We start from the raw sequence: 21713 nt of genomic DNA, 5'->3' as shown, positions 1-21713 counted from the left end.
GCATCTTGGCCTTAGGGGACTGCGCCGACTTTGTCTGGGGATCCCGTCTCTTGCCCAAGATCGGCGTGTACGCGGTGCGCCAGGGGCCGATTGCAGCACAAAACCTGCTGCGGCTCATCCGCGGCCAACCCCTGCTTCCCTACCGACCTCAGGCCACTGTGTTTGTCTGCGTTACGGTGGGAAACCGGGTTGCCGTCGCCGAGAAAGGCAGGTGGGCCTGGCGCGGCTACCTGGCCACGCTGCTGAAAAACCTGTTCGATTGGCTCTATATGCGCCAACGCAAGCCCGTGCGCTAGCAGGTATTCTTCTACGAAATCTCTACAGAGAACGGGGTTAAGATTAAGTTACAGACTGGCCGGAATGGGCTAGCTTCCTCGGCTTCTCGATCTCGACCCTATCGCCCTTCAATCCTCAAAAGCTCTTGACGCTCTCCGGCCCAAGCAGCGACCAAGCGGGAACAACAATGCCTCTCGATAACCTGCGCGGACTCTATCAGCAAGTCATTCTGGAGCGGTACAAAAAGCCCCGCAACTTCGGCAAAGTGGATCCGGTTCATCGCCACCAACGCGGCCACAACCCTTCCTGTGGCGACACCATCGACCTCACCTTGCAACTGGATCCGGATCAAGAGCGAATTGTCGATATCAAATTCGAGGGCGAAGGCTGCGCTATTGCCCTGGCCTCTGCCGATCTCATGGCTGACGCCGTGCGGGGGCGCACCATCCCCGAAGCGTTGCAGTTGGTGGATCACTTCCAAGCCATGATGCGCGGCGGCGCTGAGTTTCCGCGGGAGCAGCGGGCCTTGAACGCCATGAAGGGAGTTGCCCAATTTCCGGTGCGCATCAAGTGCGCCAACCTGGCCTGGCATGCCCTCAAACACGCGCTGGAATCGCCCGAACCCGGTGGATCCCCGGACAACCCAGATTTTGTGAGCAACGAAAACACCGACTAGGTTTCGAGCTCTGAGCGGTAACGTAAGGGATCCCTGTAATCCAGACAACTCCGAGGATCAGGGATGCCAGGGTGCCTCTTTGGCTCGTCTGGGAGCCAATGGCCTCAGCAGCAAGCCCTTCAACGCCGCCACTCTGGCCGCCGCAATCGCGGCTCTGCTGAGCTGGGATCCCTGAACCTGCCCCCCCAGATCCGTAGGATCCCCGCCGCTATCCGCCAAATGGCGTAGAAAAATCCTATAAATCGCGTACGTAGATCCTCGGTGTTTTACGTTTTTTTACGGATATCCAGGCTATAATGGGAACGTAAACGTTGGGAATACGGAGGAAACGCGGATGCAAGCTGGTGTCGATCTAACGCTAGACTACCGTACTTACCGCATAGCGGCCCTGTTGAGCGAGAGCTTTTCTTTGGGAGCACTGCTGGGAGTATCCCTCAAGTGGCAGGGTGAGGCCTCTTCTGAGGACGAGCCGCGGGCCGGAGTTTCCCGCCTCTCGCCGGAGCAGATTAAGCAGCGCTATCTCGTTCCTCGGCGCAAGTAACCGGGACTCTCGAAGCAACTCTCTCAAACGGAAACGACCATGAATACCTCTCTCGATTTTCTCCCTGTTGCTCCGGCCCCTAGTATCGCAGAAGTCGTGGAGCAAGTTTTCCGCAGCGGCCTTCTCAGTTGGCATCAAGAAAACCTCATCAACGAGCTGCTGTTTCAACGGTATTACTCCGAGGCCGACCTGGAAATGCTGGATCGCCTGACTTTGGCGTTGCTAAATCGGCAAATCGAAGTGGAAAAAAGTTTTGTAGCAAAAGCTGCCTGACCGCCAAAACGCATCAAGTTCCTCCAAAGCAACAGGGGATCCTCTGCGGATCCCCTTACCTGTCGATTAAGCTAGAGTCTCCTCAGCAAACGCCGAGGAGTTCTGGGCTGCAGCGGCCGGGTGTGAGGGCTAGACCGCGACGGTCTTCTTCACCTGAGCTGCCAAAGCGCCAGAAGCATACTTGGCTGCCATCTCATCCAAGGTAACCACCGGAACCTTGGTGCCATGGCCGGCACAGCCAAAGGCGATGTAGCGCTCAGCGCACACTTTTTGCATTTCCTTGATAGAAGGCTTGAGGAAAGAGCGGGGATCAAAGTCTTTCGGATTTTCGGCCAGGGCGCGGCGCACGGCAGCCGTGATGGCCAGGCGGTTGTCGGTGTCGATGTTGACTTTGCGCACCCCGTTTTGGATGCCCCGCTGAATTTCTTCCAGCGGCACGCCGTAGGTCTCGGGGATGGAGCCGCCGTACTGGTTGATGATGTCGATCAACTCCTTAGGCACCGAGGAGGAACCGTGCATCACCAGGTGGGTGTTGGGCAGGCGGCGGTGGATCTCGGCGATGCGCTCCATGTCGAGAATGTCGCCGGTGGGCTTGCGGGAGAACTTGTAAGCGCCATGGCTGGTGCCAATGGCTACAGCCAGCGCATCCACCTGAGTTCGCTCCACAAAGTCCACCGCTTGGTCGGGGTCGGTGAGCAGTTGGTCGTGGCTGAGGGCCCCTTCAGCACCGTGACCATCTTCTGCTTCGCCACGGCCTGTCTCCAGGGATCCCAGACAGCCCAGTTCCCCTTCCACGCTCACGCCGACCGCGTGGGCCACCTTGACTACCTCGGCAGTAACGGCCACGTTGTACTCGTAGCTGGCCGGCGTTTTGGCATCTTCTTTGAGGGAGCCATCCATCATGACGCTGGTGAAGCCGTTGCGGATGGCAGAGTAGCAGGTGGCGGGGCTGTTGCCGTGGTCTTGGTGCATGGCGACGGGAATGTGGGGGTAGGTCTCCACCGCCGCCAGGATCAGGTGGCGCAAAAAGTGCTCGCCCGCATACTTGCGCGCCCCTCGAGAGGCTTGCAGGATGACCGGACTGTTGGTTTCATGGGCAGCTTGCATGATTGCTTGGATCTGCTCCATGTTGTTGACGTTGAAAGCCGGAATGCCGTAGCCGTGTTCGGCAGCATGATCCAGCAAGATGCGCATGGGAACAAGAGCCATCGCTTACCTCCTGAGGTGCTGACCTAATGCGTGTGAGATTTGCTTACCGTTAATCTTAAGGTATCTTTCACGTTTTGCGGGATGTAACCCTGGAGATTTGGGGATCTCGCCAAAGCATCCTTGCTACTATTGGCCGCCATGCTCGCGCTCAGGCGCAACGGTTCTGTGGTGCCCTCCAGATACACTAGACGTGGGTAGAGCGCGGTGCGCTCCGAGGCAAAGGTCGCCTTGTCTACACTCGCCTGTTTACTTTTAGCTTTTTGTGGACGTTATTTTTGCCTTTTGTTTTGCATTTTGTGTTGTTTGTCCGGAGGATTGAGAAGGTGCATTGCAATCCGTGGCCGATCCTGGGCGCGAGCTGGGGAGAGACTTTGTCCCGCCGGATGGGTTTGGCCATAGCCTGCTGGGCAGTGGCGGGCCTTCAATCGGCGGCATGGGGGATCCCTGGACAATCGCCAAATCAGGTGGCTGCCTGGGTAAGAGACAACCCGGTACTGCGGCCCCGTCCGGGCGAGACGCTAAACATCCAGCGGGTGGAGCCAGATGGATCCCGGTTTACCTTTTTGGCCTCGGTGGCTCCGCCAGGACGGATCATCAACCCGCTGGATCGGGAGACGATTCGCTCGGAGCGCATGACCTTCTTTCGCCCACAAGGGCTGACGGCGGAAGATCTCTTTCAGGCGATTCGCGAGGTCTATGGGTCGGAGATTGCCGCCGATTTGGATCGGGCGGTGGAGGTGATCCGCTACCCGTCCCCAGAGGCCTTGGCGAATACTCCCGGCTATACCCTGGCCTTGGCCACCCAAGGTGTGGTGCTGCGGGGAAAGCAATTCGTCTATTGGCTGGAGCTGACGCAAAACCCCGATGGTCGTGTGCAGCAAGGGCAGGTGTGGGTGTTCCAAGAAGAATGGCTTCCTAAGGTGGAAGGGGAGTTGGCCGAGCGCTTTCCCCTACAGGTGAGGAGCCGCTGAGCTGGCCCTCAGGCAGACGGAGGTTTGCGGCTGCTAGGATCCGCCTCTGAATTCAGCAGCAGCCACGTTGCCTAGGAGGGCTAGGCCATACTGACAGCCAGGGGGTAGGGGGGCACGGCTGTGGTTTTGCTGGTTGGCCTCACGTTGTTCGGCAGCGCTTTTTGCCTTTTTTGGGGGCAGTTGTTGCTGGGCAAATTGCTGCTGCCGCTGTGGGGGGGATCCCCCCTGGTGTGGAATACCTGCCTGGTCTTTTTCCAGCTTGCTTTGCTGCTGGGCTACCTGTGGGCAGACCGGCTGGGGCGAGGGCTCGATCCCGGCCTGGGCCTGCTGCTGCACGGGGGCCTCTTGCTGGTGGGGCTGAAGTTTTTGTCCTTTGAGTTCGGGATCCCTGGCCAACGGGAAGAGGTCTTTCCTTCCCTAGCTCTGTTGGCTGACTTGACGGCGAGGGCGGGAGTACCCCTGGTTCTTCTGTCGGGGACGACGCCGTTGCTGCAGCGGGCGCTGGGAGGGGTGAAAAGGGATCCCTACGGGCTCTACGTGGCCAGCAATGCCGGCAGCCTAGCGGGGCTTCTGGGTTATCCGCTGCTCTTGGAGCCGCAGTTGTCTTTGTCGGGGCAAACCCACCTGTGGACGGGATCCTACGCCCTAGTCGCAGCGCTGGTGCTGCTGGGTGGGGTGGGGCTGCTGCTGCAAGGGCGGGGGGTGGCTTTCCTACGAACCGCTCCTGCTCTGGGGGATCCCAGGGACGTCGGCAGGACGGAGATCTGGCCCATCTGCTGGCGGGAGGGTTGCCGCTGGGCCGGCTGGGCCTTTTTGCCAGCAGCCCTGTTGGTGTCAGTCACCACCCTCTTGACCACCGAGGTGGCGGCGGTGCCCTTGCTGTGGGCCCTCCCCCTGAGCATTTATCTGGTGACCTTCATGCTGGCCTTCGGCGGCCTCTACCCCAATGAGTTGGTTTCGAGTACGACAGCTCTCCTGGCCTGTGGGGCAGTGGGGGCCCAGGTTCTGGGCTGGGTGAGGCCTTGGTTTTGGGTGTTGCTGCTGCATCTAGGGGCTTTTGGCCTGGTGAGCTGGTTCTGCCACAGCCAGTTGGCCAGATCTCGTCCGCCGGCCCAGCAGTTGACGCAGTTTTACCTGTGGCTGGCTGTGGGAGGCAGCTTGGGAGGGCTGTTCTCCGCTTTGCTGGCGCCGCAGGTGTTTGAGACATTACTGGAGTACCCCCTGCTCTTGGGGGTGTCGCTGGCGGTGTTGGCGGCACGGGGAGGGCGGCTGGGGCTATGGCTGGGGCTGGGGCTGCTCTTGCCCCTGCTGCTGCTGCGCTTCCACCCCCAGGCGTTATTTCGCCTCGGAGCTGCAGTGGGCTTGGCCGTGGGGGTAGCGGTGCTGGCCCTGATGGGAGAAGACGGGAACCGCGGCTGGCGCAGCAGGCTTGGCCGGCTGGGGACGGGGGTGGGGTTGGTTTTGCTGCTGGGACAGCCTTGGCTACCGCCGGGGCTGCAGGTGGTAGCCAGCGAGCGCAGTGTCTTTGGCCTTCACCGCCTTGTGGAATACCACACCGAGGCGGGCTCCTTCCGCAGTCTGCTCCATGGCACCACCCTGCACGGCAGCCAGAACCTAGATCCCCAGAAAGCCCTGGAGCCGCTCACCTATTTTTCCCGCGAGGGGCCGGTGGGTCAGGTGTTCCAGCAGTGGCGGGCGCAGCCGCGCTCTTCTCCAGCCCAGGTTGCGGTGTTGGGGCTGGGGATCGGCACCTTGGCCGCCTATGCCGAGCCGGGAGAGGAGTGGACGTTCTTTGAGCTGGATCCCACCGTGGCCGACTGGGCGGGCCGCTACTTTGCCTATCTCAAGGGGGCCAGGCGGCGGGCGCAGGTGCGGGTGATCTTGGGCGATGCCCGCCTCCGCCTGCAGGGGATCCCCAATGGCAGCTACGACCTGCTGGTGATGGATGCCTTCAGCTCTGACGCTGTGCCGGTGCATCTGCTCACCCAGGAGGCCCTGACCCTCTACCTCAGCAAGCTCAAGCCCCAGGGCTGGCTGCTTTTTAACATCACCAACCGCCACCTGGACTTGGCGCCAGTGTTGGCCGCCTTGGCAAGAGAATTGCGGCTTCCCGCCTGGTATCAAGCCCATGAAGAGCTCACCGCCGCCCAACGCCGGGCAGGGCTGGCTCCCTCCCGTTGGGTGCTGATGGCCAAAAGCCCTAGCGGCTGGCAAGGCGGGGATCCCTGGCAGCCTCTTTTGCCCCCAACCGGAGATGCGGTCTGGCGAGATGATTTTTCCAACCTGCTGCAGGCAATCCGCTGGCCCTTCTTGGCCCAGGAGGAGGTGGCTCACGAATTCGGCGGAGATCTCAGGCGGAGTTAGTATGAGTTAAGATTGTTTGCAACGTAACTAAAGCCCGCCCAGGAGCATGGCCTATGTCTTCCTCAACTGTGCAAGCCTTACCCAGGGATTCTCAAACCGTTCTGACCGAGGCCCCTGCGGCTTGTTTTGTGGCCATTGGTGGCAGCCTACGGCCCAATTCTCTGACCTATCGGACGCTGGAAGTGGTGCGGCGCGAGTTCGAGAAGCTAGGGATCCCGCTGCACCTCCTCGATCTGCGGCAGATGAAGCTGCCCTTTGCCGATGGCTCAGAATCCTACCCAGACTATCCCGACGTGGCAGTCTTGCAGGCAACAATGAAACAGGCGGATGGGATCATCCTGGCCAGCCCGGAGTACCACGGCGGCATCAGCGGCAGTCTGAAAAATGCCCTGGATCTGTTGCGCTTTGAGCACCTGGAGGGCAAGGTCTTCGGGCTGATCAGCGTTTTGGGCGGTGAGAGCAACAGCAATACCCTAAACCAGATGCGTTTAATCGTGCGTTGGGTGCATGGCTGGGCGATCCCGGAGCAGATTGCCATTGGTCGGGCTTGGAGCGCCTTCGATGAGCAGGGCAACCTCAAAGACGAAAACCTACGCCAGCGCTTGCAGCGCTTTGTGCAGAGCATGGTAACCAACACGTCCAAATTGCGCGGGATCCCAGCTCCCCTTTCCTAAAAAGGCGCTAGGCTCTCCAGCAGCCTCTGTTTTAGTAGCTCCCCCTTTTGCTCTTTCAGGGGAAAGGGGTTGGCGCCCAAGCAACGGCATGGCTAAGGTGAGCCAAGAGGAAGCTGCGGCAAAAATCTGCATCACCAAAGTCGGGCCATGGTTCAACCTGCTTCCCCCTACTCCTCAACTGGAGCTGGGACCATCTCTCCCCTAGTTGCCCTGCAGGTAACCTTGCAGCGGATGCGGGAGCAGAGCGATGCCAATGCCCTGATTCAGCTCACGCTGGAGTATGTCAGGGCGGTGTTTGGGGCGCCGCTGATCTGGCTGGCCCTCTATGACCATGCCAATCACCAGTTGGTGGGCCAAGGGGGGGTGACCCTGCGTAAAGACGATCAAGCGCTCTTGCGAGCTCTGTATCCCCTGCAGCCGGGGGAGATCTTGGAGCAGGTGGTGATCGAGCAGCGGCCCATCAGCGTGGCCGATCTCTCACAGGAGCCGCGCATGGGCCTTTGGCAGCGGGAAGCCAAGCGCCTGGGCGGGATCCAAGGCTGCTTCATCTACCCCTTTTCAGCAGTAGGGCGGCGGCGCTGCCTAGGGATCCTGATGCTGGGATCCCAGGTGTGGGGCATCACCACCCGCGAGGAAGAAAAGGCGCTCCTGGGGATTTTGCTGGGTCAGTTGGCCGCCTCTTTGCAAGAGCTGGAAAACGCCTGGAGGCAGCAGACCGAAAAACGCCTTGAGGATTCGCTCCTGAGGCTGGGAACGGCGATGTGCCAGGCGGGAGCCCTGCAGGAACGGGTCAGCCTGGTGAGGCAGGAGCTGCAGACGTTCCTGGGCGCCGTCCATATTCAGGTGTACTGGCACGAGCGCAGCCAGGGGCGGTTTGTTTCCCATGGAAGCGCCGCCAGGCCCAGCCAGCCACCCACTCCTGCCCCCATATCCAGAGAGGCCAAAGCGGGAGCAGCACCGCCAGGAGATGGCGGCTTTTCACTGCGGGAGTTGGGGGATATGTACTACACCCTCGCCGATGGCCAGGTGGTGGTGGGCGGCACAGGGACGACCCGCTCCGAGATCCCCCTCAAGCTGATGCAGCAATTGCGGGCCCAGGCGGCCTTGGCCGCCCCCATCTTGCTGGAGAAAGATCTGCTGGGGTTTATTTGGGTGCAATCGGAGGTGCCTCGCACCTGGCAAGCCTCCGAGCGCCAGTTGGTGGCCGCCGCCGCCAATGGGCTGGCCTTAGCCGCCCCCCTGGAAAATCTGGATCGCCGCATTCGCCAGTTGGCCGACGACCAGGAGTTTGTCCACCAGGTGGGCCGTTCGCTTTACAATCCGGCGGAGCTGCCGCAGGCTCTCCAGCAAGCGGTGGTTGGCCTGGGTCAGCGTCTGCAAGCCGGTGCGGTGGCCCTCCTGACGGTAGATCCCGATAGGCCAAGCCCCCGCCTCTTCTCCGAGTACCGCAGCGAGGGCAAGCAGGCTTTGCCGCCGCAGTTCAGCTCTTTAAGCGAGCAAGACTGGCAGGATCTGCTGCGCAGCGAGGTGGTGGCGGCGGAAAACTACGACCAGGATCTGCGCCTCCTCTCCTGGCGGCAAGACCTGGCCCCTTTGGGGGTGCGCTCCCTCCTGCTGACTCATACCGGCGCCAGCGGCACTGCCACCCCCGAAGGGCTGATCCTAGTGCTCCACCCGCGGCCAAGGGCTTGGAGCCGAGAAGAACGGCAACTGCTGCGCGGGACTGCCCAACAAGTGGGATTGCTCCTGCGGCAACTTCGGTCTCAACAACGGCAGGAACGGCAAGAGCACTTGCTCAGCGGCCTGATTACCGCTTGCCTGACTTTGCAAAACCTGGCCACCCCTGCTGCTCTCTACGCCACCACCGCCCAACAGGCAGCCCAGCTCCTCCGGATCCCTTTGGCGCTGGTGGTCAGTTGGCAGCCGGGGGAGAGCCGGGCCTGCTTGCAGCCGCCCTTTGCCGCCGCCCCTGAGTTCTGCCCCAGCGGCCCCACGGAGATCAACCGGCAGGATCCCTTGCTGGCTGCTGCGCTGCAGGCAAGAGGGCTCCTCCAGCTTGCCCAGGAACAGATCCCGGCAGCCAGCCGCACCTGGCTTAATTCCGCGGGCCTGGGCTCCTGGCTGCTGGTGCCCTTGGGGGAGACGGATCCCTCGCTGCCGGAGCCCCTGGGGGTTTTGATCCTGGGAGCAGAAGCGGACAGAGTCTGGGAGGCGGAGGAGCAGGCGGCTGTAACGTTAATTGCCCAAACCTGTGGCTGGACGCTGCGGCGCCTGCTTTGGGTGCAAACTTTGCAGGAGCGGCAGGAGGTGCTCAGCGAGTTGAACTGGTACAAGCACCGCCGCCTGCTGGATATGCAAAATGCCCTTCTAGATAGCCTGCGCCGCCTTGGCCAGGTGCCGGACATCCCGGGAGATGAGGCCACCCGCTGGCAAAAGGTGGTGGAAATCGGCAGGGGGCTGCAGGAGCTGGCCGTCTCTACCAATCCATTGTTGCAGGCAGAAACCTGGCAGGTGCAGCCGCAGTTCCAGTCGCTGTCTTTGGCTACTTTGGTGCGCAAAAGCTTGCGCCGGGTGGAGGGCCTGACCCAAAAACGCAAGCTGTGGCTACGCGCCCACGGCGACCTCAGTCTCGCCGTCCAGGGCGATATCGGGCGATTGGAGATGGTCCTCTGGGAGGTGCTGCTGGCTGCTGCCTTGCGCAGCCCGGAACGAGGCCGGCTGGATCTGTGGGGCCAAGCCACAGAGGGCTATGCAGAGCTGCTGGTGGTGGATCAGGGCCACCTTGATCCCCACCTGCTGACGGCCTTGCAATGGGATCCGCAACAGGTCATCTACGCCGATCCCCTCTTCCAATCGCCGCTGCTGGTGAGCCCCGGCCTGGAACTTGGTCTGTGCCAACGGGTGGTGCAGCGGATGGGGGGGCAGCTCTCCTTCTATCCGTCTGGGGATGGGCGCTCCGTTGCCCGGCTGCTCCTACCGCTGGCCAGCGAGGAACTGCGTCCCCCCCCCGCCGTAGCCTCAGGGGGACAACGCCCTCAGCAGCCAAAACAGGGGCAACAGGGCCAGCACCCCCCGATCTAGCCGCCGCAGGTGTAGGCGGTGCCAGCGCAAGGGGTGGTCGGGGCCGGTCAGCCCACGCGCCTGCATGGCCATGGCTGTCTGCTCCGCCCGCAGGAGCAGGTTTTCAAAAAAGCGCTCCACTAGGGCCAGCAGGGTTTGGATCCCGCCCCGGAAGCTGAGGGATCCCCAGCGCACGTCGCGGGTGCGCACTGCCCGCACCAGGTTTTGCACCTCCTCCATCACCAGCGGCAGAAAGCGCAGCGCTAAGGTGAGAGTGAGGATTACCTCCGCAACCGGCCATCCCCAGCGTTTTAGAGGCTGCACCAGGTGGCCGATCCCCTCTGTGATCTCTTCTGGGGCCGTGGTCAGCAAAAACAAATTGGTGGCGTAGAGCAGCGTAAAGATGAGGGTGCCCAGCCGCAAAGCCACCGACAGAGAACGGCGGGACACCTGAAAGGTTCGCTCCCCTAGGGAAACTTGCAGCAAGCGGTAGCGGTAGGGGGTTGGCCAGGCACGGGTTTGCTCCCGCCAGGCCCGCTTGGCCGCTGCGCGGGATCCCTCTTCCACCCCCCAGTCATAGCTGGGGATGAGCCCATAGCCCACCACCTGCACGTCCTGCCGCTGCGGCTGCGGGAAAACCCCCAACCCATCGGGAGCGAAGCAGGTGATCCCAAAAGTGAGCAGGCTGAGGGCCAACACCAGCGAGAGCTGGCCCGACCAGACCCGACGCGGCAGGCGGGCCGCCACCGTCAAGAACAACAGAACCGCCACCACAGCCAGGCGCCAGCCATTGCCAGCCAAAATTGGGCTGAGCAGAAAGCTGAGCAGCCAGGCCAGCTTCACACGCGGATCGAGGCGGTGCAGCCAGGTGCGCGGCTCTTCCAGGTAGATCCCCAGCGGGGCGTTGCGCAGAATATCCACTACAGGCAAACGGGAGACAGGTTATCCCCCAAAAGAAGAACGGAAGTTGGCAGCAGAAAAGGCTTAGAGTCGCTCCACCAGACGGGTTGAGCCGGATTGGGCGGCGACCCATCCCCCCGGGGCCCCCTCTCGCTCAACGCGCAACCAGACAGGCACCTGTCCTTCGCCAGCCTGCACCTCTACCACCCGCAGCAGAGCTTGGCGCGGAGCGGCCCCGACGATAGCCCCGGTCAGGCTAGGCTGCTGGCGAATGTTAATGCCCTCATTGGCAATCACCCGCACCTGTTGCACACCCCGCCACTCGGCCAGAGGGCCGGTCAATTCAGGCTCAGGCGTGGGTTCCGGCTGGCCTGGATTGTCAATGGCAACCGGCGGCTGCTCCAGTTGCACCTGGGGCTGCTCCAGCGGCGGCGCCGGCGGCGTGAACAGGCTCCTCAGCATCTGCCAGATCACCAGCAGGGAGAGGATGCCCACGCCGACCACTCCGGCCAAGCGGATGCCGAGGGGAATGGCAGGGCGCTCACCCCGGCCGCGTCTTGGCCCAAAACGGCTGCGGCGGTAACGCTCCACCTCCTGGGATCCCCACTCGTGGGCGTGTGGGATCCCTTCCTCGAAGGGGGGCTTGGCCGGCCCCTCGCCACCCCGGTAGGCGGGCAAATCGGACATGCGCGGAGGCTCTGGAGGAGGTGCTGTCCCTCCCCGCGGAGATGGGGCGGGTGGGCGAGGCCATTCTTGTGTTTGCTCAGGCAGGTGTGGGCCACCCACCATGGCAGGCAAATGGGGTGCGGGGTGAAAAGATTGGGGAGATAACGTCCCCGCCGGCGAGCTTTCGCGGCTGGGCATTTCGTCCAAGTAAGCCTGAACCTGGGGGTTGTCGAAGTAGGCCTTCAGGCTGGCCTGAGCGGTTTCCAAGGCGCGAAACTCCGGGAACACCTCCTCTTGAAACCACTTTTCCGTGAAGCGGCACAAACCCGGCAGATGGTCAGGGGAGCCGGCGGAGTGTTCTGCAATAAACTGCAGGGCCTCTGTTTCTTGGCTGGAGCGCAGATGGTCAAGCGCCTCCTCCGTCTGCCCCAGCAACAGGCTGCAGATGGCCTGCTCCAGATGGACATCCTGCCGCTGGGCCAGGCGGGCCAAGTAGCCGCGGGCGCGCCGCACCAAGGCCGGACGTTTTTCCAGATAGCCCGCTGCCAGCAACACCTGCACAGCCAAGTAAGTGGCCACCAGGGAGGGACGCTCGGCCTCTCGCTCAAACAGCTCCTGCTGTTCTTGGAGAGTGAGGTGGCGGCGCACCCGCTGGATGAAGCGCAAGAAATCTTCTGTGCTGAGGCCAGAGCCATCCTGCCCACTTCCTTCAATGCCACCCCGCTCGTCCAGCATGGCTTTCAGGAGGGCAAGCCCTTGCTGCCGCGCCAGGGCAGGATCGGCAAGCGCCTCTTTGCCGCTTTGGGCAGGGGCGTTAGTCTCAAGGCTGAGGAGCTGCAAAATGCGGTAGGGGCGCAGCTTGCCCAGATCAAGGCGGAACTCTGCTTGCATCTGCGGAAAAGCCTGGTACTCCTCCAGCTCCGCCAGGCCCGCCTGCAGAGAACGCGCCGCCTCTTCGTAGGATCCCTGCTGCCAGGCTTCCCGGCCCAGCTCCAACCGGCCGATGGCCCGCGCCAAAATGGCATCGGAACGGGCAGGGTGGCCCTGCTCCAACATGTGTTGAGCCAAATCTAAAGCCGCTTGGTAGTCTCCGGCTTCGCAATACAAACACAGCACGCCTGGCAAGAGGGTCTCTTCCACCGTCAAGGTGGGATCCGCCGGTGTCAGATGTTCGTCGTAGCTGTGCCGCGCCTCAGGGTTAAGCAACACCGAGGCCGCCTCTTGAATGAGCTGAGCGCGTGCTGCCACGGCCTGCGGCGAGAACCCCAGCAGCCAAGAACGCTCGCCCGGTTTGGGATCGAGCCGCTCCCGGTAAGCCTGTTCGATCTGATGCTCGTCCGCCCGTGGCGACAGCATCAAAACTCGGTAGTAGTCGAGGGGCACTCGCACCGTCATGGCTGTTGTCGGCTCTCCTAATCGCGTTGGATCCCTGAACCCGCCTCGACTTAACTGTAGTCTTTTCCTCAGCAAAAGGGATCCCCTCTTGCTTAGAGCCTACCAGTCCCAGCTCCCCGGCTCCCCCTTGAAGGGGCCTACGACCTTGGAGGTAATCCAGCCGCCGTAGAAATCTCCCGGCTGGGGCCGAACTCGCTCTCCATCCACCCGGCACTCCTGCACGCGGCCCGCATAAAAAGCAAGGTAGTCGCGGATGGGCCAAAACTCCGGGCTGGGATCCGGATAGCTCCAGGCGGCATCCACGGCCACTTGGGAGCCGACCTGGATCGTCCAGTAGCGGGCAGTTCCTTTGAACTCGCAGAAGGAGGTGCGGGTGCTGGGGCGGAGATACTCCAGCCGCACGTCGCTGGGGGGAATGTAGTAGGTGGGCGGGTGGCTGGTTTCCAGGATACGGTAGCAGCGGCAGCTGTGGGCGATGAGCTCGCCGTTGAAGAGCACTTCCACCCGCTCGGCGGTGGGCTCCAAGCGGGGCGGGCGCGGGTAGTCCCAGACGGATTCTTGTCCGGGCCGGGGCGGGATGGGCTGGGGGCGCATGGGCAGTCTCCAAAGCAGGATCTGACAGCACCTAAAGCAGACGGCTGGCCTCTACCAGTTTGGCGTACTGCACCAGCAGCAGAGACTGTTGCTCCGGCAACACCTGAATCACCCCCTGCTGCTGCAGACGGCCCAGCACCGCCGCCGCTGCCTCTCGGCTGACCTGGCTGATATCGGCCAAATCCTGGAGGGGAGGGTAAACAATGCGCATTCCCTGGGCGGTCTTCTCGCCAAAGGCCTCTGCCAGTTGCACCAGCGCATGTACCACCCGCAGCGGGGGGCTTTGTCGATCCAGATCGGCCTGCAAATTGGCCAGGCGTAGGCGGCGGGAGAGGCTGCGGGCTAGCTGGTAACACAGGTGCGGCTCCTGCAGCATCAGCGCCTTGAAGGTGGCCGCCGGGATCCCGGCCGCCCGCACCGGGGTCAGGGCCAGCACATCCCGCGAGCGGGGGGCCTCGTCCAGTACCGCCATTTCCCCCACCCAAGCGCCCGGTCCCAGCAAAGCCAAGGTTTGGGCGCTGTCTTGCATTCCTTCTGCTGTGCCGAGCCGCAAAGACCGCCGCACCTTGGCCCAGCCAGAGAGGATTAGATAAACCACACTGCCCCAGGCATCCTGCATCAAGAGCGCTTGTCCTGCCGCAATATCCCGCAGCTTCACCTGGGATCCCAGCCATTGCAAGGACGCTGCCGAAAGTTCCGCCAGCGTCGGCACCGCCTTGAGCTCGGAGAGGAGGGCAGCAGAGACATCAGGAGTCATGCCGGAGGGAGGTTGACCGTACCGCAAGCCCACTGTAGCCCAGCCGTCGGCTCAAGGGCTATCCTGCAGAGGGTTCTCGCACCGCTCTGCCCCCTTGGGCCAAGATCGGGAGAGGGAACCCAACTTCCCCCGTTGCGTCAGAAAACAGAGGTTCTGCTCGGGAGGGGATCCCTCCGTCGTTCAATAACCTATGGATGCCTATGGATGCTGCCCTCAGCGACATCACTGGCCAGCGCTGGTCGGTCTTGGTGAAGGACGTGCCTGTGCGGCCCGAAAAGCTCGCTGATCTGGATCTGGTGCTGCTCTGCCAGCAGGGATCCCAACCCCACCGCGAAGCCTTTGCCGAGCTGATACGCCGTCACCAGGCCTATGTGGACAGGGTGCTCTACCACCTTGCCCCTGACTGGCCCGACCGACACGACTTGGCCCAGGAAGTTTGGATCCGGGCCTACCGCCACCTGAAGCGGCTGCAGGAGCCAGCGAAATTTCGCAGTTGGCTGGGAAGAATCGCCACCAACTTGTTCTATGACGAGCTGCGCAAGCGCAAGCGGCAGCAGCAGCCTCTTTCTTTGGATGCCCCGATTTCGACGCGGGATAGCGAGATGGAGTGGGAACTGCCCAGCGAGAGCCCCAGCCCCCATGAGCACCTCACCACCTGCGAATTTTACGAGCGATTGCACCAAGCCGTCCGCGACCTACCGCAGGTTTTTCGCCAAACAATCCTGCTGCGGGAAATTCAGGGGATGGCCTACGAGGAAATTGCCGAGATCACAGGGGTATCTTTGGGCACCGTTAAGTCTCGCATTGCCCGCGCCCGTGCCCGCTTACAATCCACCCTAAAACCCTACCTCAACGGTGAGTGACCATGGTTCGCCGCAACCGCAACCCCGATCCCAGGGATTCCCAGCAGGAGATGCCGCTGGTGGAAGAGCGCTTTGAACAGTTGAGCGCCTACCTGGATGGGGAATTGTCGCCCCAAGAGGCGCGGCAGGTGGAAGACTGGCTGGCCAGGGATCCCCAAGCGCGGCAACTCTACAGCCAACTGGCAGCCTTGCAGGCCGGCTTGGCCAACCTCAAGGCCCCAACTTTGGATCCCGTCCAGACGGAGCTGCTGATCAGCCGGGTCTTCGAGGAGCTGGATCGACGGCCGGCCCTCGAGCTGGGTTGGTGGCGGCGCAGGGGCACCCCTTGGGGACGGGTGGCAGCGGCTGTGGTGGCCTTGGCGGGAGCCGGCTGGGCGGGCTGGCGCTGGTTGCAGCCACAGCCGTTGGTATCCCTAGAAAATCCGCCGGTGCGGGTGGCCATCGTGCCGGCCTCTGCCCGGGTTGCCCAGCGCTACCTGTTTGAGCCGGGGCAAAAACAAGATGCCTACTCGATTTTGTTTGAGACAACGCCGAACCTCGAAGCCGAGGGGGACTGGGAATGATGCTGAGCAGGCTTGAGAAAGATTGAGGAGTGGAGGGTGGAAAAAGCAGTTCGCCGGGCTTGTGAGCTAGCAGTTTGCCTTTGGCTAGTCAGTCTGGGATCCTTGTCGGCCCAAGCTGATCCCAGCGGCAGCCATCCCGCAGCGCCGCAGGAGCCACGCCCCTATCCCAGTGTCCTGGAGCCCACCAACCTGTCCTCACCGGGATCCCGTCTCGCTCCCACCCCCGCCCAAAATCAAGCGGCCTCTCCCGGGATAGAGCTATCGCCTTTTCCGAACTTCCCCCTCCTCAAGGAGTTGAGTCCACCCCCACCAACCTGGGCCGACTTAGGCATCCATTGGGATCACCTGGCCCTGCTGCCGGATCCTGAGCTAGCCGAGGCAATGGATAGGGAGTTCAACCGTCGCTTGGCCCGACTGAACCGGCAGATTGCCAACCAACAAGATCGCCTCTACCGCCTTTTGCAAACCTGGGACTCTGACGAAGAGGAGATCCGCCAGGTTCAGGCCCAACTGAGTCAGTTGCGCCTCGAACGGGATCGCTTGGCCCTGGAGCACCTGTTGCTGCTGCGGCAGTTGCAGGAGAACTTTGCCCTGCCTCTACCGAGTCGTTCTGCCGCCACCTCTCCGTAAGGTGGGAGCAGGTTATGATCGGCAGAGGGCAACCACTGACGGAGCTGAGCAATGGCCCAAGTGCCCAGCAACCCAGAGATCGAGCAATTGGCCGCTGCCATTGGCGAGGAAGTTTACATCGATGTGGCCCGGTGGCACCTTTACCTGCGGGATGCCCACCTGCATACCGTTTTGGCAGAGCGACTGGCTCCCCAGGTGATGGCAGGCAAGGTAGACGAGAATGCCGTTACCGAGGTTCTGCAAGGGATCCCAGTAAAAGTAGGGGGTGGGCGCAAAGAGCTGCCCCTGGCGGATCTGCTGCCCATGCAAAGCCTGCTCAACCTGCTGGATGTGCTGGAGGAGTTCAGCCGCAAATGGGCTCAGTAGAGGGGGAGAAACCATTTCACCTAAGGCGATTGCCGCCTCCCCTCAGCACCTGGCTTAGGGCCAGTGGTTTTGTCCTGCTGCTGGAGCTGGTGTCGGCCTGTCAGGGAACCGAGTGGGGAGAGCGGCTGCAACGAGCAGTGCGACCGGTGGGTCTGTCTGCCTCTCCCTCTGCAGATCAAGCAGATCAATATCAACAACGAAATCAAGTAAATCAAGCAGAGACGCCTTCGCCTCGGATCGAACCCCGCTTCCCCTCTGCGCCTGCAACTCCCCCTGCTGCCTTCACGCCTCTGCCCAGCCAGCTCAGCAGCCGCTTTGCGGATCTGGAGCCCGGATCCCTGGTGGCCCGCTCGGTCTATGACCTGGATCAACTGGGGGTCTTTGCTGATATTCCCGGCAGGGAATTTCAGCCCCAGCGCAGTGTTCGCCGCGGCGAATTTGCCCGCTGGCTGGTGCTGGCCAACAACGCCATTTACGCCGACGAGCCCAGCCGCCAAATCCGGCTGGGACCCGCCAGCGAGCGCCCCCTCTTTTTGGATGTGCCGGAGGAGGATCCCAACTTTCGCTACATCCAAGCCCTGGGAGCTGCCGGCATCGTTAGCGGAGACGCCAACCGCGAGTTTCGTCCCAACAGCCTGCTGTCGCGAGCCGAGCTAATCCGCATGAAGGTGCCTTTGGATTTGCCGCCTGGGCAAATCAAGGGATCCCGATTAGAACTGGAGGAGCGTTGGGGCTTTACCGATGCAGCGCAGATCCCTGAGGAGGCGGTTGCTCCCCTGGTGGCAGATCGCAGCCTGGAGAATGCCTCCACCGTGTTGCGCACCTTCGGCCCCATCCGTACCTTTAACCCCTTCCAGCCGGTCAGCCGTGGGGAAGCGGCAATTGCCCTGTCGGCTTTTGGAGAGCGGACGGCTCAGGAGGCGGTAGCCCAGCTCTCGGCCCTGCCAAGTCCAACGCCGGAAGCCGAAACTTCTCCGCCGGTAGCCCAGCCGGAACCCACCTCTTCCCCCAGTGCCGCTCCTACCCCTGAGGGCGAGCCTTCCCCCAGTGAACCGCCGGCAGTTACCCCGGGAGCAGGGAAAATCGTTACACCCCGCTAGGGGATCCCAGGCTTTAGGAACCGAGAGGTCGAAAGCTCCCAAGGAGAAAGGCTCTGTTGCCTCTCCCTAGGGCAGGGCTTCCCGCCTAATAATGATGGAAGAAGCTAGCTTTGGAAAAAGGGATCCCGTCTGTGTCTGCAACCATTCCCGAAATTCGCTCTGAAGAGCTGCTGCGCTACACCGTCATTGGCTCGCGGCGGCCCAGCGTCTATTTTTGGGCAGTGATCCTGACGGCAGGGGGTCTGGGCTTTACCCTGGCTGGTCTTTCCAGCTATTTCCACCGCAACTTGCTTCCCTTTTCCGATCCCGCCAGCCTGGTGTTCATTCCCCAGGGCATTGCCATGCTCTTTTACGGTGTGCTCGGATCCCTGGCGGGGCTGTATCAATGGCTGAGCCTGTACTGGAACCTGGGGGGCGGCTACAACGAGTTCAACCGCCGCACCCAGAAGATAACGCTGGTGCGGCAGGGCTTTCCGGGCAAAAACCGCGAGGTGCGGCTGGAATACGACTTTGCCGAGGTGCAAAGCCTGCGGGTCGAGCTGCGAGAAGGCCTCAACCCCCGCCGGGTTATCTACTTGCGGGTAAAAGGACGCGGCGACATCCCCCTCACCGGCGTTGGCCAGCCCCCTTCCCTGACGGAGATCGAAAACCAAGCAGCCGAGATTGCCCGCTTTCTCAATGTCAGCCTAGAGGGTATTTGAAATTCTCTTGGATTGTGGACGGCTGCTGGTCAGGGATCCCAGGAATTGAGGTAGCCCAGAAACCGGCTCAACAACATCGGGTCAATTGTCCAAGTAAACTCCCCTCTCCCGAAGGGAGAGAGGTTGGGGGTGAGGGATCCCTGCCTTGCAGAGTGCTCAAGAAAGGTCTAGGACTCGAAAGCTGCGGCTCCCGCAACTGTCAGAGAAGGGCTGGTCGCCTCTGGAGCAAAAGCCTGGGCTGTCGGGAACCCCAAAAACGGGCTTTGCTCCACCGCCTGGGTGGAGAGGGTAAATAGAGGATTGGAGAGAATGCCAGCCAAGATGGTGGCCACCAGCGTCAGCACCATGCCCACCCGCAAAGCCGGCATGCCTTCGGCCTGCCAGTTGGTCTCAGGGTAGTTTTGCACCGAAAGCGACATCTCCTGCGGCTCTTTCACCACCATGGTTTTCACCACCCGCACGTAGTAGTAGATGGAGATGACGCTGGTCACCAAGCCCACCAGCACCAGCGTGTAAGCCCCTGCCTGCCAGCCGGCCCAGAAAAGATAGAGCTTGCCGAAAAAGCCCGCCAGCGGCGGCAACCCGCCCAGAGAGAGCAGACAAATGCTCAGGCAAAGGGTGAGGAAGGGATCCTTCTGATAGAGGCCGCTGTACTCGTTGATTTCGTCGGTGCCAGTCTTGAGGCTGAACAGGGTGACGCAGAGAAAGGCTCCCAGGTTCATGGCCAAATAGACCATCAGGTAAAAAATCAAGCTGGCATAGCCCGCTTCGGTGCCCGCCACCAACCCAATCAAGACAAAACCCGCCTGCCCAATGGAAGAATAGGCCAGCAGGCGCTTGAGGCGGGTTTGGGCGATGGCCACCACGTTCCCCAGCACCATGGTCAAAATGGCCAGCACCGAGAGCACCGCCCGCCACTCTTCCGTCATGGCCGGGAACGCAGTGGCCAGAAAGCGAATGGCCAGGGCAAAACCTGCCGCTTTGGATCCCACCGACAAAAAGGCCACCACCGGCGTCGGGGATCCCTCATAAACATCAGGAGTCCACTGGTGAAAAGGCACCGCCGCCAGCTTAAAGCCAATGCCGCCCAGGCAGAACACCAAGGCAAGGATCCCCACCAGGCCGGCATTGGCCAGGTAGGGCGCGATGGCCGCCAATTGGGTCTGCCCCCCCGACAGGCCGTAGAGCAGCGACATGCCGTAGAGGAAGATGGCCGTGCTGCTGGCCCCCGTCAAAAGGTACTTCAGGGCTGCCTCGGAAGAACGCGGATCCCGCTTGGTGTAGCCAGCCATCAGGTAGCTGGCGATGCCCAGCGTTTCCAAGGAGACGAACACCATGATTAAATCCGTCGCCCCGGCGAGGAACATGCCCCCCAAGGTGGCCGTGAGCAGCAGCACATAAAACTCGCCGGTGGGTGTCCCCGCCTGGGCGATGTAGCGCTCCGCCATCATCACCGTCAGAGCTGCCGTTGCCACCACCAGGCCGCGGAAGAGAATGCTAATTGGATCCGCGGCAAAGCTGCCCAAGAAGCTCTCCAACTGGGGCTGCTGCCATTGCAGCACCAAGGTCACCAAGGCCCCAATCAAGCCGAAGAGGGAGAGGGCCGGCAGACTTTTGCGCGCCGCCGACCCACCCACCAGATCCACCACCAAGACAATCAACAGCGTGAGGGTGACCACCACCTCTGGCCAAATGGCGTCGGCATGCAGGTTTCCGGTTGGGGCGAAGACATCCATAGGAGAAGACTATGAAGAGAGATTAACGGGATCCAAAGCCAGCATACCGCGATTTCTGGGTTCTCTTCTCGCTTCAGGCATGGCTTCTCCCAATTATCTCAATCAAGACTCTCAATGCTCAGGCCACTCTTGATCACAGCCCCGCTAGAGCTTGGCACTAGAGGTGAGCACCAGTTTTAGGCGGGCGTGGATGAGATCCAAGTCCGCCAGCCCCAGGTCGATCTCGCCGTCGATGACAATGCCGGTGTGGATCAGCCGATCCAACAACTCCAGCAGGGATCCCTCGCCGTGGGGTTGGCCGGGGTAGTAGTCCCCCTGACGGGGCAGAAGCGTGCCCAGATCTCCCAAGTCCAGGTTGAGATCCGCTGGGTCGATCTCCAGCAGGGCGCAGAGTTGCCGAATTTGCTGGCGCAGGGCTTGCAGGCTGCTGCCGGCCCGCTCAATTTGCTCGGGCGAAAGGCGATTGGCTTCCATCTGGCGTACCACTTGGGCCTCCATCAACTGCCGCAGCAGCTCCACCAAGGTCAGCACCAGCGAGGCCAAACCGGCTTCCGGGCGTTTCCGGGTAGGGGTGAAGTCTTCCGGGCTGGCCGGGCTGACAGCAAGGCGAGGGGAAGGAACAGGCAGGGCCAACCACTGCTCAAAGGGCTGGCAAAACTGTTCTAGGCTGAGCAAATGGAGGCGGGGATCCCGAGCGGCCGCTTCCCGCTCCTCGGGCAGGTTGTAGCCCCACTCGGCTAAAAACAAGAGCACCTGCTCCAGTTCCGGTACACTCTGCACCTGGCGCAGCGTCTGCAGGCGATCCTCAACAAACCAGAGTTCCTCAGGCGCTACCTGGGTCGCTGCTAGCAGCCGCTGGAGGGTGGTGGCCTTGGGGGCGCGTACCTCCTTGCCCAGGATGCGGTGGCGTGGCAGTTGGATCCCTTCACGGAGCAAAAGCTGCTGGATAAACCGCCCCTCTTTGGTACTGAGAATGGCCAGGCGCGGCTCGCCGGCAGCCTGGATCTGGCGCATCCAGGCCGTTACCCCTGGATAAAAGCGGTGCAGCCCCAGCCAGCCCTGGAGATCCTCTGCCAGCCAGCGATCCCGCACCTCATCCAGGGCTTGGGCCAAAGCCCGCTCGGAAACCCCCGCCTGCTGCAACAACCGCTGCCGCCAGCCGGGCCAGTCTTGGCGCAAAGCGTCCTCTGGGATCCCTTGCTGTAGCCCCCACAGCAGCAGAGGCATCTCCCAGCCAATCTCGATTAGGGGTCGCAGGCGGTCGAAGGCAGGGCGCAATGGCTCCAACTGGGCAGGGGCCAAACCCCACACCTGACTACAAACTCGACAGGAAGAAGCAAAGTACTCCGACCGTCCGTCGCAGAGCACACCATCAAAATCCAGAACTAGAATGCGGGG

The 21713-nt window shown here is 62.0% G+C and carries 20 protein-coding genes and 1 pseudogene; 14 read left to right on the top strand and 7 right to left on the bottom strand.

The annotated features are described in order from the left end of the window. From NW863_RS06685 to NW863_RS06670, 4 genes and pseudogenes are all read left to right on the top strand, one after another. Positions 1–296: pseudogene (locus tag NW863_RS06685) on the top strand (hypothetical protein); the annotation flags it as partial. Positions 297–463: 167 nt separating this feature from the next. Next, entirely contained in the window at positions 464–952 is a 489-nt protein-coding gene (sufU, locus tag NW863_RS06680; RefSeq protein WP_414365414.1) for a Fe-S cluster assembly sulfur transfer protein SufU, read from the top strand. Between the two features lie 334 nt (positions 953–1286). Further along, complete coding sequence (locus NW863_RS06675) at positions 1287–1493, top strand: hypothetical protein (protein WP_414365412.1); 207 nt, start codon at positions 1287–1289, stop codon at positions 1491–1493. Positions 1494–1532: 39 nt separating this feature from the next. Further along, on the top strand, positions 1533–1766 hold the full coding sequence (locus tag NW863_RS06670) for a hypothetical protein (RefSeq protein WP_414365410.1): 234 nt from the start codon (positions 1533–1535) through the stop codon (positions 1764–1766). 129 nt (positions 1767–1895) lie between these two features. On the opposite strand, the gene fba is transcribed toward NW863_RS06670, so the two are convergent. Next, the gene (gene fba / locus NW863_RS06665) at positions 1896–2975 is read right to left on the bottom strand and encodes a class II fructose-bisphosphate aldolase (protein ID WP_414365408.1); all 1080 of its coding nucleotides are present in this window, start codon (positions 2973–2975) and stop codon (positions 1896–1898) included. 371 nt (positions 2976–3346) lie between these two features. Between fba and NW863_RS06660 the strand changes: the two genes are divergently transcribed. From NW863_RS06660 to NW863_RS06645, 4 genes are all read left to right on the top strand, one after another. Then, a complete protein-coding gene (locus NW863_RS06660) occupies positions 3347–3946 on the top strand; it encodes a hypothetical protein (RefSeq protein ID WP_414365407.1) in 600 nt (199 codons plus the stop codon). A gap of 120 nt (positions 3947–4066) precedes the next feature. Next, on the top strand, positions 4067–6310 hold the full coding sequence (locus NW863_RS06655; protein ID WP_414365406.1) for a spermidine synthase: 2244 nt from the start codon (positions 4067–4069) through the stop codon (positions 6308–6310). 53 nt (positions 6311–6363) lie between these two features. Further along, complete coding sequence (locus NW863_RS06650; RefSeq protein ID WP_414365404.1) at positions 6364–6984, top strand: NADPH-dependent FMN reductase; 621 nt, start codon at positions 6364–6366, stop codon at positions 6982–6984. A gap of 147 nt (positions 6985–7131) precedes the next feature. Next, complete coding sequence (locus NW863_RS06645) at positions 7132–10065, top strand: GAF domain-containing protein (RefSeq protein ID WP_414365403.1); 2934 nt, start codon at positions 7132–7134, stop codon at positions 10063–10065. On the opposite strand, the gene NW863_RS06640 is transcribed toward NW863_RS06645, so the two are convergent. From NW863_RS06640 to NW863_RS06625, 4 genes are all read right to left on the bottom strand, one after another. Further along, on the bottom strand, positions 10003–10965 hold the full coding sequence (locus NW863_RS06640; protein WP_414365416.1) for an energy-coupling factor transporter transmembrane component T family protein: 963 nt from the start codon (positions 10963–10965) through the stop codon (positions 10003–10005). The two genes, NW863_RS06645 and NW863_RS06640, sit on opposite strands and share 63 nt — an antisense overlap. Positions 10966–11028: 63 nt before the next feature. Beyond that, on the bottom strand, positions 11029–13005 hold the full coding sequence (locus NW863_RS06635; RefSeq protein ID WP_414365401.1) for an SH3 domain-containing protein: 1977 nt from the start codon (positions 13003–13005) through the stop codon (positions 11029–11031). A 99-nt stretch (positions 13006–13104) separates the two neighbouring features. Then, complete coding sequence (locus NW863_RS06630; protein ID WP_414365399.1) at positions 13105–13599, bottom strand: DUF427 domain-containing protein; 495 nt, start codon at positions 13597–13599, stop codon at positions 13105–13107. 31 nt (positions 13600–13630) lie between these two features. Then, entirely contained in the window at positions 13631–14356 is a 726-nt protein-coding gene (locus NW863_RS06625) for a Crp/Fnr family transcriptional regulator (RefSeq protein ID WP_414365398.1), read from the bottom strand. 200 nt (positions 14357–14556) lie between these two features. On the opposite strand from NW863_RS06625, the gene NW863_RS06620 reads away from it, so the two are divergent. The 6 genes from NW863_RS06620 (at position 14557) to NW863_RS06595 (ending at position 18579) form a co-directional block, all read left to right on the top strand. Continuing rightward, entirely contained in the window at positions 14557–15219 is a 663-nt protein-coding gene (locus tag NW863_RS06620) for a sigma-70 family RNA polymerase sigma factor (RefSeq protein WP_414365396.1), read from the top strand. 2 nt (positions 15220–15221) lie between these two features. Beyond that, entirely contained in the window at positions 15222–15782 is a 561-nt protein-coding gene (locus NW863_RS06615) for an anti-sigma factor family protein (RefSeq protein ID WP_414365395.1), read from the top strand. Between the two features lie 102 nt (positions 15783–15884). Continuing rightward, a complete protein-coding gene (locus NW863_RS06610; protein WP_414365393.1) occupies positions 15885–16412 on the top strand; it encodes a hypothetical protein in 528 nt (175 codons plus the stop codon). Between the two features lie 51 nt (positions 16413–16463). After that, a complete protein-coding gene (locus NW863_RS06605) occupies positions 16464–16778 on the top strand; it encodes a DUF3181 family protein (protein WP_414365391.1) in 315 nt (104 codons plus the stop codon). After that, positions 16766–17878, top strand: coding sequence for an S-layer homology domain-containing protein (locus NW863_RS06600; protein ID WP_414365390.1), 1113 nt, complete (start codon positions 16766–16768; stop codon positions 17876–17878). The genes NW863_RS06605 and NW863_RS06600 overlap by 13 nt, the downstream gene beginning before the upstream one ends. A gap of 131 nt (positions 17879–18009) precedes the next feature. Then, complete coding sequence (locus tag NW863_RS06595) at positions 18010–18579, top strand: photosystem I assembly protein Ycf4 (RefSeq protein ID WP_414365388.1); 570 nt, start codon at positions 18010–18012, stop codon at positions 18577–18579. A 167-nt stretch (positions 18580–18746) separates the two neighbouring features. Here the strand turns inward: NW863_RS06595 and NW863_RS06590 are convergent, their stop codons facing one another. Together NW863_RS06590 and gvpJ are read right to left on the bottom strand one after the other, a co-directional pair. After that, positions 18747–20315, bottom strand: coding sequence for an NAD(P)H-quinone oxidoreductase subunit N (locus NW863_RS06590; RefSeq protein ID WP_414365386.1), 1569 nt, complete (start codon positions 20313–20315; stop codon positions 18747–18749). Positions 20316–20459: 144 nt separating this feature from the next. Beyond that, positions 20460–21713 (bottom strand): gas vesicle protein GvpJ (gene gvpJ, locus NW863_RS06585; protein ID WP_414365384.1); only part of this gene is annotated, 1254 nt, incomplete at its 5' end.

Source organism: Synechococcus sp. B60.1 (genome assembly GCF_047462555.1).
Taxonomy (GTDB): domain Bacteria; phylum Cyanobacteriota; class Cyanobacteriia; order Thermostichales; family Thermostichaceae; genus Thermostichus.
This window is presented reverse-complemented; position numbering and strand designations above follow the sequence as displayed.

Excerpts from the sequence above, each read along its gene's own strand:
- NW863_RS06590 (WP_414365386.1), bottom strand. The coding sequence starts at position 20,315 with ATGGATGTCTTCGCCCCAACCGGAAACCTGCATGCCGACGCCATTTGG.
- sufU (WP_414365414.1), top strand. The coding sequence starts at position 464 with ATGCCTCTCGATAACCTGCGCGGACTCTATCAGCAAGTCATTCTGGAG.
- NW863_RS06605 (WP_414365391.1), top strand. The coding sequence starts at position 16,464 with ATGGCCCAAGTGCCCAGCAACCCAGAGATCGAGCAATTGGCCGCTGCC.
- NW863_RS06650 (WP_414365404.1), top strand. The coding sequence starts at position 6,364 with ATGTCTTCCTCAACTGTGCAAGCCTTACCCAGGGATTCTCAAACCGTT.
- NW863_RS06645 (WP_414365403.1), top strand. The coding sequence starts at position 7,132 with ATGGTTCAACCTGCTTCCCCCTACTCCTCAACTGGAGCTGGGACCATC.
- NW863_RS06670 (WP_414365410.1), top strand. The coding sequence starts at position 1,533 with ATGAATACCTCTCTCGATTTTCTCCCTGTTGCTCCGGCCCCTAGTATC.
- NW863_RS06615 (WP_414365395.1), top strand. The coding sequence starts at position 15,222 with ATGGTTCGCCGCAACCGCAACCCCGATCCCAGGGATTCCCAGCAGGAG.
- NW863_RS06630 (WP_414365399.1), bottom strand. The coding sequence starts at position 13,599 with ATGCGCCCCCAGCCCATCCCGCCCCGGCCCGGACAAGAATCCGTCTGG.
- NW863_RS06675 (WP_414365412.1), top strand. The coding sequence starts at position 1,287 with ATGCAAGCTGGTGTCGATCTAACGCTAGACTACCGTACTTACCGCATA.
- fba (WP_414365408.1), bottom strand. The coding sequence starts at position 2,975 with ATGGCTCTTGTTCCCATGCGCATCTTGCTGGATCATGCTGCCGAACAC.
- NW863_RS06620 (WP_414365396.1), top strand. The coding sequence starts at position 14,557 with ATGGATGCTGCCCTCAGCGACATCACTGGCCAGCGCTGGTCGGTCTTG.
- NW863_RS06600 (WP_414365390.1), top strand. The coding sequence starts at position 16,766 with ATGGGCTCAGTAGAGGGGGAGAAACCATTTCACCTAAGGCGATTGCCG.
- NW863_RS06635 (WP_414365401.1), bottom strand. The coding sequence starts at position 13,005 with ATGACGGTGCGAGTGCCCCTCGACTACTACCGAGTTTTGATGCTGTCG.
- NW863_RS06625 (WP_414365398.1), bottom strand. The coding sequence starts at position 14,356 with ATGACTCCTGATGTCTCTGCTGCCCTCCTCTCCGAGCTCAAGGCGGTG.